This is a genomic window from Actinomadura meridiana, assembly GCF_039537545.1.
Lineage (GTDB): Bacteria > Actinomycetota > Actinomycetes > Streptosporangiales > Streptosporangiaceae > Spirillospora > Spirillospora meridiana.
In genome coordinates this window covers 93,884-109,035 of the sequence record NZ_BAABAS010000005.1, presented here as the reverse complement: position 1 = coordinate 109,035, position 15,152 = coordinate 93,884, and the positions used below count along the sequence as shown (strand labels likewise).

20 protein-coding genes, 3 tRNA genes and 1 pseudogene are annotated in these 15,152 nt (G+C 70.6%); 9 read left to right on the top strand and 15 right to left on the bottom strand.

What is annotated here, in order from left to right; genetic code table 11:
* The first annotated feature begins 129 nt into the window (after positions 1-129).
* Together ABD808_RS09790 and ABD808_RS09785 are read left to right on the top strand one after the other, a co-directional pair.
* On the top strand, positions 130-363 hold the full coding sequence (locus ABD808_RS09790) for an Lrp/AsnC family transcriptional regulator (RefSeq protein WP_344893272.1): 234 nt from the start codon (positions 130-132) through the stop codon (positions 361-363).
* A gap of 1 nt (position 364) precedes the next feature.
* Entirely contained in the window at positions 365-820 is a 456-nt protein-coding gene (locus ABD808_RS09785) for a DUF3515 domain-containing protein (RefSeq protein ID WP_344893269.1), read from the top strand.
* A 3-nt stretch (positions 821-823) separates the two neighbouring features.
* Here ABD808_RS09785 and ABD808_RS09780 read toward each other — a convergent pair.
* The 8 genes and pseudogenes from ABD808_RS09780 to ABD808_RS09745 form a co-directional block, all read right to left on the bottom strand.
* Positions 824-907, bottom strand: a tRNA-Tyr gene (locus ABD808_RS09780).
* A 24-nt stretch (positions 908-931) separates the two neighbouring features.
* Positions 932-1,004 (bottom strand) — tRNA-Leu (locus ABD808_RS09775).
* 5 nt (positions 1,005-1,009) lie between these two features.
* Positions 1,010-1,083: transfer RNA gene (locus ABD808_RS09770), tRNA-Leu, on the bottom strand.
* A 93-nt stretch (positions 1,084-1,176) separates the two neighbouring features.
* The gene (locus ABD808_RS09765; RefSeq protein WP_344893266.1) at positions 1,177-1,650 is read right to left on the bottom strand and encodes a DUF4190 domain-containing protein; all 474 of its coding nucleotides are present in this window, start codon (positions 1,648-1,650) and stop codon (positions 1,177-1,179) included.
* A 149-nt stretch (positions 1,651-1,799) separates the two neighbouring features.
* A pseudogene (locus ABD808_RS09760) lies at positions 1,800-2,240 on the bottom strand (serine/threonine-protein kinase); the annotation flags it as partial.
* A 146-nt stretch (positions 2,241-2,386) separates the two neighbouring features.
* Complete coding sequence (locus ABD808_RS09755) at positions 2,387-2,509, bottom strand: hypothetical protein (protein ID WP_344893263.1); 123 nt, start codon at positions 2,507-2,509, stop codon at positions 2,387-2,389.
* 96 nt (positions 2,510-2,605) lie between these two features.
* Positions 2,606-2,872 carry a hypothetical protein gene (locus ABD808_RS09750; RefSeq protein ID WP_344893260.1) on the bottom strand — a complete coding sequence of 89 codons (267 nt, stop codon included), beginning with the start codon at positions 2,870-2,872 and terminating at the stop codon, positions 2,606-2,608.
* Positions 2,873-2,883: 11 nt separating this feature from the next.
* Complete coding sequence (locus tag ABD808_RS09745; protein ID WP_344893257.1) at positions 2,884-3,729, bottom strand: hypothetical protein; 846 nt, start codon at positions 3,727-3,729, stop codon at positions 2,884-2,886.
* A 271-nt stretch (positions 3,730-4,000) separates the two neighbouring features.
* Between ABD808_RS09745 and ABD808_RS09740 the strand changes: the two genes are divergently transcribed.
* Positions 4,001-5,776, top strand: a complete 1,776-nt coding sequence (locus ABD808_RS09740) for a beta-propeller domain-containing protein (protein WP_344893254.1) — start codon at positions 4,001-4,003, stop codon at positions 5,774-5,776.
* A gap of 4 nt (positions 5,777-5,780) precedes the next feature.
* Here ABD808_RS09740 and ABD808_RS09735 read toward each other — a convergent pair whose 3' ends face one another.
* From ABD808_RS09735 to ABD808_RS09725, 3 genes are all read right to left on the bottom strand, one after another.
* Entirely contained in the window at positions 5,781-6,902 is a 1,122-nt protein-coding gene (locus tag ABD808_RS09735) for a D-alanine--D-alanine ligase family protein (protein ID WP_344893251.1), read from the bottom strand.
* A gap of 61 nt (positions 6,903-6,963) precedes the next feature.
* Entirely contained in the window at positions 6,964-7,953 is a 990-nt protein-coding gene (locus tag ABD808_RS09730) for an NAD(P)H-dependent glycerol-3-phosphate dehydrogenase (RefSeq protein ID WP_344895340.1), read from the bottom strand.
* Positions 7,954-7,970: 17 nt separating this feature from the next.
* Positions 7,971-8,813, bottom strand: a complete 843-nt coding sequence (locus tag ABD808_RS09725; protein ID WP_344893248.1) for a lysophospholipid acyltransferase family protein — start codon at positions 8,811-8,813, stop codon at positions 7,971-7,973.
* 85 nt (positions 8,814-8,898) lie between these two features.
* Between ABD808_RS09725 and cofC the strand changes: the two genes are divergently transcribed.
* Complete coding sequence (cofC, locus tag ABD808_RS09720) at positions 8,899-9,549, top strand: 2-phospho-L-lactate guanylyltransferase (protein WP_344893245.1); 651 nt, start codon at positions 8,899-8,901, stop codon at positions 9,547-9,549.
* A gap of 29 nt (positions 9,550-9,578) precedes the next feature.
* The gene (locus ABD808_RS09715) at positions 9,579-9,782 is read left to right on the top strand and encodes a hypothetical protein (RefSeq protein WP_344893242.1); all 204 of its coding nucleotides are present in this window, start codon (positions 9,579-9,581) and stop codon (positions 9,780-9,782) included.
* A 78-nt stretch (positions 9,783-9,860) separates the two neighbouring features.
* On the opposite strand, the gene ABD808_RS09710 is transcribed toward ABD808_RS09715, so the two are convergent.
* From ABD808_RS09710 to leuC, 4 genes are all read right to left on the bottom strand, one after another.
* Positions 9,861-10,139 carry an HU family DNA-binding protein gene (locus tag ABD808_RS09710; RefSeq protein WP_344893239.1) on the bottom strand — a complete coding sequence of 93 codons (279 nt, stop codon included), beginning with the start codon at positions 10,137-10,139 and terminating at the stop codon, positions 9,861-9,863.
* Positions 10,140-10,297: 158 nt separating this feature from the next.
* Positions 10,298-10,531, bottom strand: a complete 234-nt coding sequence (locus tag ABD808_RS09705; RefSeq protein ID WP_486303652.1) for an SCO5555 family protein — start codon at positions 10,529-10,531, stop codon at positions 10,298-10,300.
* A 113-nt stretch (positions 10,532-10,644) separates the two neighbouring features.
* The gene (gene leuD / locus ABD808_RS09700; RefSeq protein WP_344893233.1) at positions 10,645-11,232 is read right to left on the bottom strand and encodes a 3-isopropylmalate dehydratase small subunit; all 588 of its coding nucleotides are present in this window, start codon (positions 11,230-11,232) and stop codon (positions 10,645-10,647) included.
* 8 nt (positions 11,233-11,240) lie between these two features.
* Positions 11,241-12,740 carry a 3-isopropylmalate dehydratase large subunit gene (gene leuC / locus ABD808_RS09695; RefSeq protein WP_344895337.1) on the bottom strand — a complete coding sequence of 500 codons (1,500 nt, stop codon included), beginning with the start codon at positions 12,738-12,740 and terminating at the stop codon, positions 11,241-11,243.
* Positions 12,741-12,821: 81 nt separating this feature from the next.
* Here leuC and ABD808_RS09690 point away from each other — a divergent pair, with 81 nt between their 5' ends.
* The 4 genes from ABD808_RS09690 (at position 12,822) to ABD808_RS09675 (ending at position 15,076) form a co-directional block, all read left to right on the top strand.
* Positions 12,822-13,541 carry an IclR family transcriptional regulator gene (locus ABD808_RS09690; RefSeq protein WP_344893230.1) on the top strand — a complete coding sequence of 240 codons (720 nt, stop codon included), beginning with the start codon at positions 12,822-12,824 and terminating at the stop codon, positions 13,539-13,541.
* 106 nt (positions 13,542-13,647) lie between these two features.
* Complete coding sequence (locus ABD808_RS09685) at positions 13,648-14,277, top strand: MerR family transcriptional regulator (protein ID WP_344893227.1); 630 nt, start codon at positions 13,648-13,650, stop codon at positions 14,275-14,277.
* Positions 14,278-14,387: 110 nt separating this feature from the next.
* Positions 14,388-14,777, top strand: coding sequence for a YidH family protein (locus tag ABD808_RS09680; RefSeq protein WP_344893224.1), 390 nt, complete (start codon positions 14,388-14,390; stop codon positions 14,775-14,777).
* The gene (locus ABD808_RS09675; protein WP_344893221.1) at positions 14,774-15,076 is read left to right on the top strand and encodes a DUF202 domain-containing protein; all 303 of its coding nucleotides are present in this window, start codon (positions 14,774-14,776) and stop codon (positions 15,074-15,076) included. The genes ABD808_RS09680 and ABD808_RS09675 overlap by 4 nt, the downstream gene beginning before the upstream one ends.
* Positions 15,077-15,152: the final 76 nt, after the last annotated feature.

Sequence of the window (15,152 nt, the reverse complement as noted above, 5' to 3'; positions counted from 1 at the left end):
CCCGTCCCCCGCGCTCCGGCCGTCCGTCCGTGTCCGATCACGGCACGCGAGCCCCTGGCCACGCGCGGCGGCGCGTAACACGATACGGTGAACCGTCCGACGGTTGATTCTCCGCCCGGGGAGGACGTGATGGTGCAGGCCTACATCCTCATCCAGACCGAAGTCGGCAAGGCCGCCGCGGTGGCGGGCCACATCTCCGGCATAACGGGCGTCACTCTGGCGGAGGACGTCACGGGCCCCTACGACGTGATCGTCCGAGCCGAGGCGCGCAACGTCGACGAACTCGGCAAGCTCGTCGTCGCCCAGATCCAGGCGGTCGACGGCATCACCCGCACCCTGACGTGCCCGATCGTCCACATCTAGGTTGAGACGCACGCTCCCGGGCGTCCTCGCCTGTCTCGCGCTGATGGCCGCCGCGTGCGGCGACGATGCCGTGCAGGTGCCGGTGCCCCAGCCCGACGCGGCCGTCCAACGGCTGTGCGAGGGGCTGCGGCTCCCCGAGAAGGTGCACGGGCAGGAACGGCGCGACACGTCCCCGTCCTCGCCGCTGACCGCCGCCTGGGGGTCGCCCGCGATCGCGCTGCGCTGCGGTGTGCCGCGCCCCCGGTCGCTCAAGCCGATGTCAGAACTCGGGGAGATCAACGGGGTGCTGTGGTTCGGTCGCCCCGTCGACCGTCCGGTCACGTTCGTCGCCGTCGGACGCCAGGCCTACGTCGAGGTCACCGTCCCGCCCAAGTACAACCCGGCCGGGGACGTCCTGATCGAACTGGGCCCGCTGATCACGGCGACGATCCCGGCGAAGCCCGAGGGCCAGATCTGACGGTGAGGCGGGTGGGATTCGAACCCACTCAGCGCAAGGCGACCGGGTTACAGCCGGACCCGACTCTCCGAACGTCGGCGCCGCCCCTCGCACGGCCTCGCGGCCGCGTCGTACCTCCGGAGGGATTCGAACCCCCAGCGCACAGCACCTCATGCTGTCGTCTCTACCGTTGGACTACGGAGGCATGCGTACGGCTCCCGGGATTCGAACCCGGAACAACCACTTCCTGAAAGTGGCCCCTCTACCAATTGGAGTAGAGCCGCATGAAAGGACCGGTCTCCTTTCAGAGACCGTGTGTCCCGCCGACGTCGTCTACGGTGCCACCATTCCCGAATTCACCGCAACGCATTTTCGGGTCAGGTCTCGTCGGGCAGGGCCGCGCCGAACGCGATCAGCGCCCAGAACGCGACCATGACCCAGCCGAGCGCGATCCCCGTCACCGCCAGCCCCAGCCCGCGCTCCCCGGAGCGCCGCAGCCGCGCCCACGCCACGTGCCCGGCGACGATCGCCGGGATGGACGGCAACCCGCACGTCACCAGGCCGACCGCGCCCATCGACACCGCGTAGATCGCGAGGCTGTTGACGCGCGGCTTGGCGGGCGGCCCGTACTGGGGCGGCGCGTACCCCGTGGGCTGCTGGTACGCGGCCCCGCGCGCGGCGACCGCGTCGGCGTACCGCTTCCACGTCTCCGCCTCGGCCGTGCGCCCCTGCCCGTGCAGCAGCATGGCAAGGTTGCGCATCGCGCCGGGATCGCCCGCCTGCGCGGCCTGCCGGTACTGCCGTTCGACCAGCACCTCCGCCTCCCCGGCGGCGAGCGCGGGCGGCCGCACGGCCTCGGCCGTCTGGATCCGGGGCTGTGTCGGGAACTGCGTGGGGGGCTGCGTCCTGGCCTCGCGGACGCCGCCGGAGATGAGCCGTCCAACAGCGCCTGGGCGGCCGGACGCCGCGCCGGGTCCTTGGCGAGCGCCGCGCGGACGGCGGCGAGGAGCGACCCGTCCAGCCCGCTCAGGTCCGGCTCCTCGCTCATGATCTGGTGGATGATCGCCGGGATCGAGTTTCCGCCGAAGCACGGCCCGCCGCGCGCGGCGAACGCCACGGTCGCGCCCCAGGCGAAAACGTCGGACGCTGGGGCGGCGCCGCGTCCGTCCAACTGCTCGGGGGCCATGAACGCCGGGGTGCCGACGATGCCGCCGGTCACAGTGAGGCGGGTGGCGTCCAGGGACCGCGCGATGCCGAAGTCGATGACCCGCGGACCGAACGTGGACAGCAGCACGTTGGCGGGTTTCAGGTCGCGGTGCACAATGCCCGCGTCGTGGATGGCGGTCAACGCGGTCGCGATCCCGACCGCGACGGCCTCGAGGTCGGAGCCCCGCAGCGGCCCGTCCTTGGCCACGGCGGCGTCCAGGCTCGGCCCATTCACGAACTCCGTGACGAGATAGGGCGGATCCGCGCCGGGCCCCGCGTCCAGGACGGGCGCGGTACAGAACGGCCGCACCCGCTGCGCCGCCGCGACCTCGGCCTCGAACCGGGCGCGATACTGCCGGTCAGCGGCGAACTCGCGCCTGATCACCTTGAGACCTTGTGCCCCGCAGCGTCCAGCCCGGCGTAGACCGTTCCCATCCCACCCTCGCCGAGCCGGTCCACGACCCGATACGGGCCGATGCGGTCCGGCAGGTCGCCATGCGCCAAGGGACATTCCCCTCATCAAGTGAGTTTCAGCCCCCAAGCCTGGCACATCTGATCACCCCAAACGCCCCAGCCCAACACCCCCAACCAAACCAACCCTCAGCCGGACAGCTCGGCGGCGGACTCGACCCGCACGGAGCGGCGCAGCCAGACGTCCAACCGCTCCCGGTCAGTGCACGCGAGGATCCGCTCGCGCTCGTCCGCGCGCAGCGCCACGCCCCTGGCTTCAAGCACCATCACCACGGACTCGGCTTTTCCCTCGACTTTTCCTTCGGCGTTCGCGGCGCGACGGAAGTCGGAGTAGTAGTGCGACACGCTCTTCGCCACCGCCCCCAGATCGACCAGGCCCCTAGGGAAGTCACCCACTGGCGGCGAACTCAGCCGAACAGGTCGGCGGCGGACTTGGCCTCCACGACACGACTCAGCCAGGTCTTCAACTGCGCCAGGTCGGTGCACTCGAGGATCCGCTCCCGATCCTCAACACGCAACGACACTCCCTTGCCTTCCATCATCGACACGATGATCTTGGCCGTGGTCGTTTTCTCCACGCTGCGGAACAGGTCGGAGTAGTACGGCGAGTCGGTCTTCATCATGGCCTCCAGGCTCTTGCGGACGACCTCGGGAAGCACTCCGGCTACGAAGTCATAGTAACGGTTCAGTCTGGCGTCGTGGTTGTCGCCGAGCAGGTTGGTGGCCTGGACGGCGGACTTGACGACCTCGGCGGATCTCGCGCCGTACCCGTGGTAGAGGGCGGACAGGACGCCCATGGCGGGGTCGGCGGCGATCTCCTTCGGGTCGTTGAGGAACGGGACGTGCTCCTGGCGGACCACCAGGGGCACCAGGACGTTGTTCGGGTGGCCGGTCTGGATGGGGCGCTCGCACTGGGCGGCGATGGCCGGGTCGGGTGCGAGGACCAGCAGTGCGACCGGGCAGCGTTGGCGGGCGCGGAGGATGGCGATGTAGAGCGGCCACGTCCACTCCTTGTCGGTGGGCGGCCAGCGTTGGACCTCCACGACCACACCACGTTTGCCGTCGACGGTCTCCATGACGACGGCGGCGTCGCCCGAGTACTCGCTGGTCTTGAGGTCGATGAAGGACTCCGAGACGTCCTGGACGCTCACCACCTCGGGAATCTCGACGCCCATTTCCGCCAGGAGCTCACCGGCCAGTTCTGGCGACCAGCGGAAGAGTTCCGCCGAAATGTCGTGTTGTTGACTTGGCATGCGGAAGACACTATCGGCACTTCTTTGGATATTGCTTGGTACTTCGTTGACCGTGAGTTATGCCACGCCGCAAAACCTTTTGTTCGGTGCAATTCGGGCTTTTGATGTCTAGAAAAAGTTGGACTTGGGGGAACCGGGTGGGTCTTCTGGGCGTCTGAGGTCTATGGGTAGTCGTACCTTTGCGTCGGTATCGGCGGCGATGTTGCTGGTCGGGGTGACCGGGTGTGGTGGGTCGTCCGGGGGCGGTAAGGCGCCGGAGGCGGCGCCGCCGATGCGGCTTGTCGCTTATGACGGTTGTGACGCTCTGCTGGACGGGTTGCGTCAGGCGACGGCGGAGAAGGTCGGGCCCTACGGGTTGAGCGACATGCCCTTGGGGCTGGCCGAGGATGGCATGTCGCGAGGGAAGGTGCCGCAGGCCGCGCCGGTGCCGGGGGGTGCGCCGGAGCATTCGACGACCAACTCGCATGAGCCGGGGGCCGACGAGCCCGATCTCGTCAAGACCGATGGGCGTCGGATCGTGACGCTCACGGATGGGCGGCTCCGCGTCATCGATCCGGTGACGCGGAAGGTCGTCCACACGCTGGATATCCCGGGGGCGCAGCGGCGCGGGATTGGGCAGTTGCTGCTCAGTGGTGACCGTGTGCTCGTGTTGAGTGAGTCGTGGCCGCTGGTTTCTCTTCCGCGTCGGGCGATGCCGGGGAAGGTCAGGCCGTGGCCTCATCCGGCACGGCCTACGACTCGGTTGACGTTGGTCGATCTGTCTGGGACGCCCAAGGTCATCGGCAATCTGACCACCGAGTCCGACTATCTGGACGCGCGGCAGAGCGGCTCCACGGTCCGGGTCGTGGTGCGGAACAGGCCGGACATCGACTTTCCCGGCCATGGCGCGGACCCGAAGAAGGCCGTCCAGGAGAACAAGGCGGCCGCGATGAAGGCGCCGCTTGGTGCGTGGCTTCCGGAGTTCCAGGTCGATGCGGGGAATGGTGGGCCCGCGAAGAAGTACACGCCTCCGTGTGACCAGGTGAGCCGTCCGGCCTCTTATACGGGGTCGGCGATGCTGAGCATGCTGACGCTCGACCTGTCACGTGGGCTCGGGGACCCGCAGGCGATCGCCGTTACGGCTGACGGGGCGACCGTGTACGGGAATGGGAAGAGCCTCTATGTCACCGGCACTCCCCCGCGGCCTTTCCTGTGGAAGGAGCCGAGCAAGGCGATCGAGCAAAAGACTGATGTCTACAAGTTCGACGTCAGTGGGAAGGGACGTCCGCGTTATGTGGCGTCCGGGTCGGTGAAGGGTGATCTGCTCAATCAGTACTCCATGTCGGAGTACGGCGGGAATCTGCGTGTGGCCACTACTGTCGGGCGGTTCGGGGCTGATCGGGAGCGGTCGGAGAGTTCGGTGCATGTGCTCGCGCAGGATGGTGCGCGTCTTGGTGAGATCGGGCGTGTCGACGGTCTCGGCAAGGGTGAGCGGATCTACTCCGTCCGGTTCATCGGGGCCGCCGCGTATGTGGTGACCTTCCGGCAGGTCGATCCGCTCTACGTGCTCGACCTCAAGGATCCGCGCCGTCCCCGGTTGACCGGCGAGTTGAAGATCACCGGCTATTCCGCGTACCTGCATCCCATGGCGGACGGCAAGCTCCTCGGTGTCGGACGGGACGCCGACACGTCCGGACGCACGCGCGGGCTCCAGGTCTCGCTCTTCGACGTGTCCGGCCAGCCCCGCAAGGTCGCGTCCTACCAGGTGAAGGGCGCCTCGTCGCAGGCGGAGTTCGAGCCGCACGCCTTCCTGTACTGGCCGCGGTCGGGGCTGACGGTGATCCCGGTGGATCGTCCGGGCGGCGGGACGAACGACGCCCTCGCCCTCAAGGTGTCCGGGACGTCCATCAGCGAGATCGGCACCGTCAAACATCCAGGGCGGGCCTACACCGGTGGCGTCCAGCGGTCGGTCATCGTCGGCGGCACGCTCTGGACGTTCTCCGAGGACGGCGCCCGCGCCACCGACGCCGCCACGCTGAGGAGCGCGGCGTGGGTGCCGTTCGGCTGACCGGTCAGCGCAGGCCGGTGGAGCGGCGCAGCGCCGTCTGGATGAGGCGGTCGACGAGCGCCGGGTAGTCGAGCCCGGTCGCCGCCCACATCTGCGGGAAGGCCGACGCGGGGGTGAAGCCCGGCATGGTGTTGATCTCGTTGAGGATCCAGCGGCCGTCGGAGGTGTGGAAGAAGTCGACGCGGGCGAGGCCCTCGCAGTCGACGGCGTCGAACGCCTGGACGGCGATGCGGCGGACCTCCTCGATCGCGGCGGGCGGCAGGTCCGGCGGGATGGCCAGGCCGGAGGCGCTGTCGATGTACTTGGTCTCGAAGTCGTAGAAGTCGTGGTCGCCGCCCACCAGCACCTCGGCGGGCAGGCTCGCCTCGGCGGGGGCGTCGTCCACGCCCTGTAGGACGCCGCACTCGATCTCGCGGCCCTCGACCGCGGCCTCCACGATGACCTTCGGGTCGTGTTCGCGGGCCGCTTCGACGGCGGCGTCGAGGTCGGCCTCGTCGGCGACGCGGCTGATGCCCATGCTGGACCCGGCGCGGGCCGGTTTGACGAACACGGCGCGTCCGGCCGCGAGCCCCAGCTCCTTGATCTCGTCGATCTTGCGCTTGCGCTCGTGCCGCCAGGCGCGGTCGCCGACGACGACGTAGTCGCCGATGGGCAGGCCGCGTGCCTGCCAGACGAGCTTCATGAACTCCTTGTCCATGCCGACGGCACTGGCCAGCACCCCGGCCCCGACATAACGGACGCCCGCGAGTTCGAGCAATCCCTGGATGGTGCCGTCCTCGCCGTAGGGGCCGTGCAGCAGCGGCAGCACCACGTCCACGTCGCCGAGCCGCTCGGGGACCCGCTGCGGCCCGACGACCATCAGGCCGCGGTCGTCGGGGTCGAACGGCATGGCGAGGACGCCGCCGGTGCCGGTGACCTCGGGCAGGCGGCCGTCCTCGATGGCGAGCCGCTGATCGCTCGGCGGGAGCACCCAGCGGCCGTCGCGGGCGATGCCGATCGGCACCACCTCGTACCGCTCCCGGTCGATGGCGGCCATGATCGCTCCGGCGGTGACGCAGGAGATCGCGTGCTCGGAGCTGCGCCCGCCGAAGACCACCGCCACGCGGACCCTTGATGCCTGGGACATGAGGCCCGACCCTACCGGTGATCAGGCACGATCGGCCACGAGCGACCGCCCGCGTCGCCGGTCACACGCCGTACCGTTCGGGCTTCGGGGAGCGGGAGATCAGCGAGATGGCCGCCTCCTTCATCGGCATGCCGTGGTACAGGACGGCGGTGACGGCCTCCGCGATCGGCATCTCCACGTTGTGCTTGCGGGCCAGTTCCAGGACCGCCTCGGACGACTTGACGCCCTCCGCGGTCTGCCGGGTGACGGCGATGACCTCGTCCAGCGTCATGCCGCGTCCGAGGTTCACCCCGAACGTCCGGTTGCGCGACAGCGGCGACATGCACGTCGCGACGAGGTCGCCCATCCCGGCGAGCCCGGCGAAGGTGTGCTCGTCGGCGCCGAGCGCGGCGCCGAGCCGGGCGATCTCGGCGAGCCCGCGGGTCATCAGCATCGCCTGCGTGCTGGCGCCGAACCCGAGCCCGACGGACATGCCGACGCACAGCGCGACGATGTTCTTCACCGCGCCGCCGAGCTCGCAGCCGACGACGTCGGTGCTGGTGTAGACGCGGAAGTACGGCGTCATCGTCGCGGTCTGGAGGCGCTGGGCGGCGTTCTCGTCCACGCAGGCGGCGACGGCCGCGTTGGGCTCGCCCGCCGCGATCTCCGGGGCCAGGTTCGGGCCGCAGAACACGGCGACGCGCTCCGGGGGGACGTCGGCGACCTCGCAGACGACCTCCGACATGCGCCGGGACGTGCCGAGTTCGACGCCCTTCATCAGGCTGACGAGGACGGCGTCCGGCGGCAGCATCGGCACCCACGCGGTGAGGTTCTGCCGGAGGGTCTGCGCCGGGACGGCCAGCGCGACGAAGTCGGCGCCCTTGAGCGCCTCGGCCGGGTCGAGCGTGGCGCGGACGGACTCGGGCAGCGTGACGCCGGGCAGGTAGTCGGGGTTCTCGTGCCGTTCGTTGACGGCCTCGACGACCTCGGGACGGCGGCCCCACAGCACGACCTCGCCGCCCGCGTCGTGCAGCAGCTTGGTGAACGTGGTGCCCCAGGATCCCGCCCCCATCACCGCGGTGCGGTACGTCACGAGCCCTCCGCCTTCGGCTTGGAGGCGGCCTTCGAGCTGGCCTTGGAGGGGGCCTCGGACGTGCCCTTCGAGCTGGCCTTCGAGCTGGCGCGGCGCTCTTCGAGGACGCGGTGGTGGTCGTAGGGCGCCTTCGGCGGCTCCTGGCCGCGCAGCCCGGCGAGCAGGGCGGTGATCGTGGCCATGATGTCCTCGGTGGCGGCGCGCAGCGTCTCCCGGCCGGGCGGTCGTTCCGTGTACCGCGACAGGTCGACCGGCGGCCCGGCGGCCACCTTCATCGTCTTGCGCGGGAACGGGTGGACGCCCTTCTTCAGGCTGCCCGCGAGGCCCGTCAGCTCGCCCTTGCGGTAGGGCAGCAGCTCGTGCGCGCCCCACGTCGCGACCGGGACGACCGCCGCGCCGGTCTTCAACGCCATCCGCGCGACGCCCGTCTGCCCGGTCATGGGCCACAGCTCGGGGTCGTGGGTGCAGCTGCCCTCCGGGTAGAAGATCAGGCACTCGCCGTCCAGCAGGGCCCGTTCGGCGTCCTCCAGGACGTTGGCCGCGTCGGCGCTGTACCGGTGGACGGGAATCTGCCCCGTCCCCCGCAGGACCCTCCCGACGAACCCGGCGTCGAACAGCGTGGACTTGGCAAGGAACACCGGAAACCGGCCGGACTTGTGGACGAAGTGCGCGAGCGCCAGCGGGTCGGCCTCGGAGATGTGGTTGGCGGCGATGATGACGCCGCCCGTCGCGGGCACGTTCCCGCGGCCCCGCCAGTCCCGTTTCAGAAGCGCGGTGAGCAGCGGGCGCAGGACGGCGGTCGTGAACCTCCGCCACCCCGGCGAATGAGCGTGCCCCATGCTCGATTCCTCCTCGTCCCTTCCCCCAGGTGAACGCGGGGTGTACATGAGTGTCGCGGTTGGGTGCGCATAGTGTCGAGTTGCCATGTCTACCGCAGAGAACCTCCAATGGTCGCTCATCGTGCCGGTCAAGGTGCTGGCCAGGGCGAAGACCCGCATGTCGGCGACGGCCGGCCCGCACCGCGAGTCCCTCGCGCTGGCGGTGGCGACCGACACGGTCGCCGCGGCGCTGCGCTGCGACCGGGTCCGCACCGTGATCGTCGTCACTGACGACCCCCTTCCCGCCGCCGATCTGGCCGCGCTCGGCGCCCGGGTCGTGCCCGACGTCCCGGACGCCGGGCTGAATCCCGCGCTGGTCTACGGCGCGGCCCGGGGCCGCGAGCTCGCCGCGGACGCGGGGGTGGGCGCGCTCTCCGCCGATCTGCCCGCTTTGCGTCCCCGTGAACTCGCCCTGGTCCTGGACGCGGCCGCCGACGCGCCGGAGGCGTTCGTCCCGGACGCCGCCGGAACCGGGACGACGCTGTACACGACCCGTCCGGGCGTCGCGTTCTCCCCGGCCTTCGGCGCCGACTCCCGCGCGGCGCACCGGGCCCGCGGCGCCCGCGAACTGGCGTTGCCCGGCACCGACACCGTCCGGCGCGATGTCGACACGCTCGACGACCTCCGCGCCGCGCTCGCGCTCGGTACCGGCCCCCGCACCGCCGCCGTCGCGGCGAACCTGCCCGCGCTCGCCTGAACCCGTCCGCGCTCGCCTAGAGTTCCGCTATGCAGGCAACGGTCAAGGAGTTCGACACGCGAACCCGGACGGGCAGCGTCCTGCTCGACGACGGTACGGAACTGCCGTTCGACGCGGAGGCGTTCGCGGCTGGCGGCCTACGCCTGCTGCGCTTCGGCCAGAGGGTCAACCTCGCCGTGGACGACGACGACCGGATCTCGGTCGTGACCCTGTCCACCTTCCCGCTCGGTTGATCCCGCCCGTCCGACCCGGGGCGGACATGCGACAGCGCCCGGGGCCGACTCTGGGCCCGGGCGCTGTCGCGGGTACGCCTACTTCTTGCCGGCCACCAGGTTCTTGAAGTCCGCGCCGGCCTTGAATTTCGGCACGGACGTCGCGGGGACCTGGATGGTCTTGCCCGTTGCGGGGTTGCGGGCCGTACGGGCAGGCCGGTCGGCCTTCTCGAACGAACCGAACCCGGTGATCGCGACCTTCTCGCCCTTGGCGACGGTGGTCTGAATCGCCTCCAGGATGGCGTCGACAGCCTCGGCCGAGACCTTCTTGCTGCCCAGCCGGTCAGAGATGGCGTCCACCAGCTCACGCTTGTTCATGGGTTACTCCTCTAGTTCCCCCCTTGCCCGAACGAAACTAAGGGACCCTCGGCATGGACACAATCACCTGCACGCACGAGTTGGCGTGTCGCTGGCGTTTTTGTCGGCCTCGCCCCCGTCTCGCCGGGTGACCGGACCGGATCCGGCCACTGCGCACGCTAACCGACGTCGGGGCTCTCGTGGAAATCGGCGAGGAACGTCTCCAGCCTGCGCGCGGCCAGCCCAGGGTCGCGTTTCGCCAGATCGGTGATCGCCAGCAGATGGCGGATGAGCCGCTGCCGGGTGTCGGCCGGCAGCGGCGCGACCGCCCGATGAGCGTCACGCAACTGACGTGCTAGCTGCGTCAACGCGGGATCGTCAAACTCTGGTCCGGCCCAGGGGACCGTACTCAAATCACGCCTCCGAACAGTCGAACGGGTCGTCGCACTAGGAGAATTCTCCCTGCCGCCGGTTCCCGTCCGCCCACCCGGGGCCGAAAAAGCCGTGAACGCCCTATACCAAGTCACTACACCGTCGTGGGGAGCCAGGGCTGCCGGTCGCCCTCGAAAGCGGCCACGGCGTCGGCGTGGCGGAGGGTCAGGCCGATGTCGTCGAGGCCCTCCAGGAGACGCCAGCGGGTGTAGTCGTCGATCTCGAACGGGGCGGACACGCCGTCCCAGCGAACCTCGCGGTTCTCCAGGTCGACGGTGATCTCCAGGGCGGGGTCCTTCTCGATGCGCGTCTGGAGGTCGTCGACCTGCTCATCGGTGAGGACGACGGGCAGCAGCCCCATCTTCGTGGAGTTGTTCCGGAAGATGTCGCCGAAGCGGGACGCGATGACGACGCGGAAACCGTACTGCTGGAGCGCCCAGACGGCGTGTTCGCGGGACGAACCGGTTCCGAAGTCGGGCCCGGCGACCAGAACGCCCGCGCCGTCGTACTGGGGCTGGTTCAGGACGAAGTCCGGGTCTTCGCGCCAGGCGGAGAACAGGCCCTTGTCGAATCCGGTGCGGCTGACCTGCTTCAGCCAGACGGCGGGGATGATCTGGTCGGTGTCGACGTTGCTGCGGCGCAGCGGGACGCCACGTCCGGTGTAGGTGGTGAACGCTTCCATCGTGTTCCTTACAGCTCGGTGTCATTCTGGGGGGACGACCCCCCAGGCCCCCCGGCGGCTGCGCCGAGGTCTTGGGGGGCGGTCAGGCGGCCCGTGACCGCGGTGGCGGCGGCGACGGCGGGCGACACCAGGTGCGTCCGACCGCCGGGGCCCTGCCTGCCCTCGAAGTTGCGGTTGGACGTGGACGCGCTGCGCTCGCCGGGCGTGAGCTTGTCGGGGTTCATCGCCAGGCACATGGAGCAGCCCGCCTCGCGCCATTCGGCGCCGGACGCGGAGATGGCCTCGTCCAGCCCCTCGGCCTCGGCCTGCTTCTTGACCTTCATGGAGCCGGGGACGACCAGCATCCGGACGCCGTCGGCGACCCGCCGGCCGTTCAGGACGTCCGCGACGGCGCGCAGGTCCTCGATGCGGCCGTTGGTGCAGGAACCGACGAAGACGGTGTCGACCGTGATGTCGCGCAGCGGCGTCCCGGCGGTGAGACCCATGTACTCCAGGGCGCGCTCGGCGCTCTGCCGCGCGACCGGGTCGGCGAAGGACGCGGGGTCGGGCACGGAGTCGCCGAGCGGCAGGCCCTGGCCCGGGTTGGTGCCCCAGGTGACGAACGGGGTCAGCTCGGCCGCGTCGATCACGACCTCCTTGTCGAACACCGCGTCGTCGTCGGTGCGCAGGGACGTCCAGTACTCGACCGCCCGGTCCCAGTCGTCGGCGCTCTCATTCTGGGGGGACGACCCCCCAGACCCCCCGGCAACAGCATTTGAGGGCGCGTGCGGGCGGCCCTTGAGGTACTCGAAGGTCGTCTCGTCCGGGGCGATCATCCCGGCGCGGGCGCCCGCCTCGATGGACATGTTGCAGACCGTCATGCGGCCTTCCATCGACAGCGACCGGATGGCCTCGCCGCGGTACTCGATGATGTGGCCCTGGCCGCCGCCGGTGCCGATCCGCGCGATGATCGCGAGGATGAGGTCCTTGGCGGTGACGCCGTCGGGCAGCGCGCCGTCCACGGTGACCGCCATGGTCTTCGGCTGGTTCTGCGGCAGCGTCTGGGTGGCGAGGACGTGTTCGACCTCGCTGGTGCCGATGCCGAACGCGAGCGCGCCGAACGCGCCGTGCGTCGAGGTGTGCGAGTCGCCGCACACGACCGTGGTGCCGGGCTGGGTGAGGCCGAGCTGCGGGCCGATGACGTGGACGATGCCCTGCCCGTCGTCGCCCATCGGGTGCAGCCTGATCCCGAAGTCGGAGCAGTTCTTGCGCAGCGTCTCGACCTGGGTGCGCGACACCGGGTCGGCGATGGGCCTGAGCAGGTCCGTCGTCGGGACGTTGTGGTCCTCGGTGGCGATGGTCAGGTCGGGGCGGCGCACGGTGCGGCCCGCCATCCGCAGCCCGTCGAACGCCTGCGGGCTGGTCACCTCGTGGACGAGGTGCAGGTCGATGTAGAGCAGGTCCGGCTCGCCCTCCGCGCGCCGCACGACGTGCGCGTCGTATACCTTCTCGGCCAGTGTCCGGCCCATCGCTCCCACCTCGGGTGTGTTGATCGTCATGGTTCGTCGCCCTGACTTGCATCTCAAAATCCGAGACGGCAATATCAAGACATGGACAACTCTAGCGGAGTCGGCGTCCTTGACAAAGCCGTTCTCGTACTGAACGCGCTGGAAGCCGGCCCGTCGTCGCTCGCGCAGCTCGTCCAGGCGACCGGCCTGGCCCGTCCCACCGCGCACCGGCTGGCCGTCGCGCTGGAGCACCACCGGCTCGTCCACCGCGACACGCAGGGGCGTTTCATCCTGGGGCCGCGGTTCGCCGAACTCGCCGTCGCCGCCGGGGAGGACCGCCTTCTCGCGATCGCGCAGCCGGTCCTCGTCCAGCTCCGCGACCTCACCGGGGAGAGCGCCTCGCTGTTCCGCCGCCAGGGGGACGCCCGGGTCTGCGTGGCCGCCGCCGAGCGCGTGAGCGGCCTGCGCGACACCATTCCGGTCGGCGCGGCGCTGCCGATGACGGCGGGTTCGGCCGCGCAGATCCTGCTGGCCTGGGAGGAGCCCGACCGGCTGCACCGCGGGCTGCGCGGCGCCAAGTTCGAGGCCGCGACGCTGGCGGCCGTCCGCCGCCGCGGCTGGGCGCAGAGCGTCGGCGAGCGGGAGCAGGGCGTCGGATCGGTGTCGGCGCCGATCCGGGGCGCGGGCGGACGGGTGATCGCCGCCGTCTCGGTGTCCGGACCCCTCGAACGGCTGACCCGCTCCCCCGGCCGCCTGCACGCCGGTCCGGTCGCCGCGGCGGCCGAGAAGATCACCGACGGAATGCGCCGGACGGCCGCCTGATCCGCCCTTCCTCGCTTACCCCCATAACTCGGACACCCATTGGATAGTGCCGGTATCTAATTGGTCCATCCGGATACCGTTAACCAACGGTAAAGGGGGTGCGACGGTGCAGATCTCCGAGCTCAGCGATCGAAGCGGCCTGACGGTCCAGACGATCAAGTTCTACATCCGGGAGGGGCTGCTCCCCAAGGGCTCGGCGGTGAGCGCGACGCGGTCGGAGTACGACCTGCGCCATCTGGAGCGGCTGCGGCTGATCAGCGCGCTCCGCGAGGTCGGCGACCTGCCGGTGTCGGCGATCCAGCAGATCATCGCGGCCATCGAGGACGACCGGGTCAGCCTGCACGACCTGTTCGCCACCACCCAGCACGCGATCGGCCCGCATGTCGCCGCGCCCCACGACCCGCACTGGCGCGCCGCCCGCGAGGACGTGGACGCCCTCGTCGGCGAACTCGGCTGGGATGTCGGCGACCGCGCCCCCGCCCGCGATCTGCTCGCGCACACGTTCGTGGCGCTGCGCCGCCTCGGCTTCCCGATCACCCTGCGCGACCTGCGCCCCTATGTGAAGGCCGCGACCGAGGTGGCCGACCACGAGATCGGCCGGGTCGCCGCCGGGACGCCGCGCGCCAGAACGGTCCATTCGCTGCTGGTCTCGACCGTGCTGTACGAGCAGGTGCTGACGGCGCTGCACCGGCTGGCGCAGGAGAACGCCTCGTCCCGCCGCTTCGGCAAGCCCTGACCGCCGCTGACCTGCGGTGGTCACCGCCAATTCCGGGATGGCCTGTCGGAATGGCCTATTGGCTACCCGACGGTAATGCTCGCGTTTTCGTCGCCTAATATGAATGGACGATGACCGCACCGCACCGTCCCGATTCCCCGCGCGGCAGGTGGTCCGACCGCCTGCTGGCCGAGGGCACCGATCCCGATCCGCGCTTCACGCTCGCCAACGAGCGCACGTTCCTGGCCTGGATCCGGACGGCGCTGGCGCTGATCGCCGCCGGGGTCGGGCTGGCGCTCGCCGACGACCTGGTCGGGGCGCCGCTGCGGCCCGTCCTCGCGGTGGGCTTCGCCGCGACCGGGGCGCTGGTCGCCGGGCTGGCGTTCCGCCGCTGGCTGCGCACCGAACGCGCCCTGCGCCGCGCCGAGACGCTGCCGCCGCCCGCGCTCGCCCCGGTCATCTCCTACGGCCTGGCGGTCGGCGCGATCGTCGTGCTGGTCGCCGTGCTCGTGGCCCGATGAGCCTGCGCGGCCCGGGCGTCCAGCCGGAGCGGACGGCGCTGGCCTGGTCCCGCACCACCCTCGCCCTGGTCGGCGCGGGGTTGCTGTGCGTGCGGCTCGCGCCGTCGGCGGCGGGCGCGGCCATCGCGGCGGTGGTGGTGTGCGGGGGCGCGGTGCTTCAGCTGCACCGCGCGCGGGCGAGCCTGCGCGACCGGCGGCGAAGGTCGCGGGGCGGCGGCGCGGCCGACCCCGAGTCCGTCCTGATCAGCACGGTCCTGACGATCCTCCTGGCCGCGACGGCCGTGCTCTTCGCTCTGTAGCCACGCCGCCCTCTAGCCATGCCTTCGGCGCATGAGTGCCATGCGAAGCCTTCGCTGGTGTCATGGCGGCGTGGCA

Excerpts from the sequence above, each read along its gene's own strand:
- ABD808_RS09790 (WP_344893272.1), top strand. The coding sequence starts at position 130 with ATGGTGCAGGCCTACATCCTCATCCAGACCGAAGTCGGCAAGGCCGCC.
- ABD808_RS09745 (WP_344893257.1), bottom strand. The coding sequence starts at position 3,729 with ATGCCAAGTCAACAACACGACATTTCGGCGGAACTCTTCCGCTGGTCG.
- ABD808_RS09740 (WP_344893254.1), top strand. The coding sequence starts at position 4,001 with ATGCGGCTTGTCGCTTATGACGGTTGTGACGCTCTGCTGGACGGGTTG.
- ABD808_RS09735 (WP_344893251.1), bottom strand. The coding sequence starts at position 6,902 with ATGTCCCAGGCATCAAGGGTCCGCGTGGCGGTGGTCTTCGGCGGGCGC.
- ABD808_RS09730 (WP_344895340.1), bottom strand. The coding sequence starts at position 7,953 with ATGGGGGCGGGATCCTGGGGCACCACGTTCACCAAGCTGCTGCACGAC.
- ABD808_RS09725 (WP_344893248.1), bottom strand. The coding sequence starts at position 8,813 with ATGGGGCACGCTCATTCGCCGGGGTGGCGGAGGTTCACGACCGCCGTC.
- cofC (WP_344893245.1), top strand. The coding sequence starts at position 8,899 with ATGTCTACCGCAGAGAACCTCCAATGGTCGCTCATCGTGCCGGTCAAG.
- ABD808_RS09715 (WP_344893242.1), top strand. The coding sequence starts at position 9,579 with ATGCAGGCAACGGTCAAGGAGTTCGACACGCGAACCCGGACGGGCAGC.
- ABD808_RS09710 (WP_344893239.1), bottom strand. The coding sequence starts at position 10,139 with ATGAACAAGCGTGAGCTGGTGGACGCCATCTCTGACCGGCTGGGCAGC.
- leuD (WP_344893233.1), bottom strand. The coding sequence starts at position 11,232 with ATGGAAGCGTTCACCACCTACACCGGACGTGGCGTCCCGCTGCGCCGC.
- leuC (WP_344895337.1), bottom strand. The coding sequence starts at position 12,740 with ATGGGCCGGACACTGGCCGAGAAGGTATACGACGCGCACGTCGTGCGG.
- ABD808_RS09690 (WP_344893230.1), top strand. The coding sequence starts at position 12,822 with ATGGACAACTCTAGCGGAGTCGGCGTCCTTGACAAAGCCGTTCTCGTA.
- ABD808_RS09680 (WP_344893224.1), top strand. The coding sequence starts at position 14,388 with ATGACCGCACCGCACCGTCCCGATTCCCCGCGCGGCAGGTGGTCCGAC.
- ABD808_RS09675 (WP_344893221.1), top strand. The coding sequence starts at position 14,774 with ATGAGCCTGCGCGGCCCGGGCGTCCAGCCGGAGCGGACGGCGCTGGCC.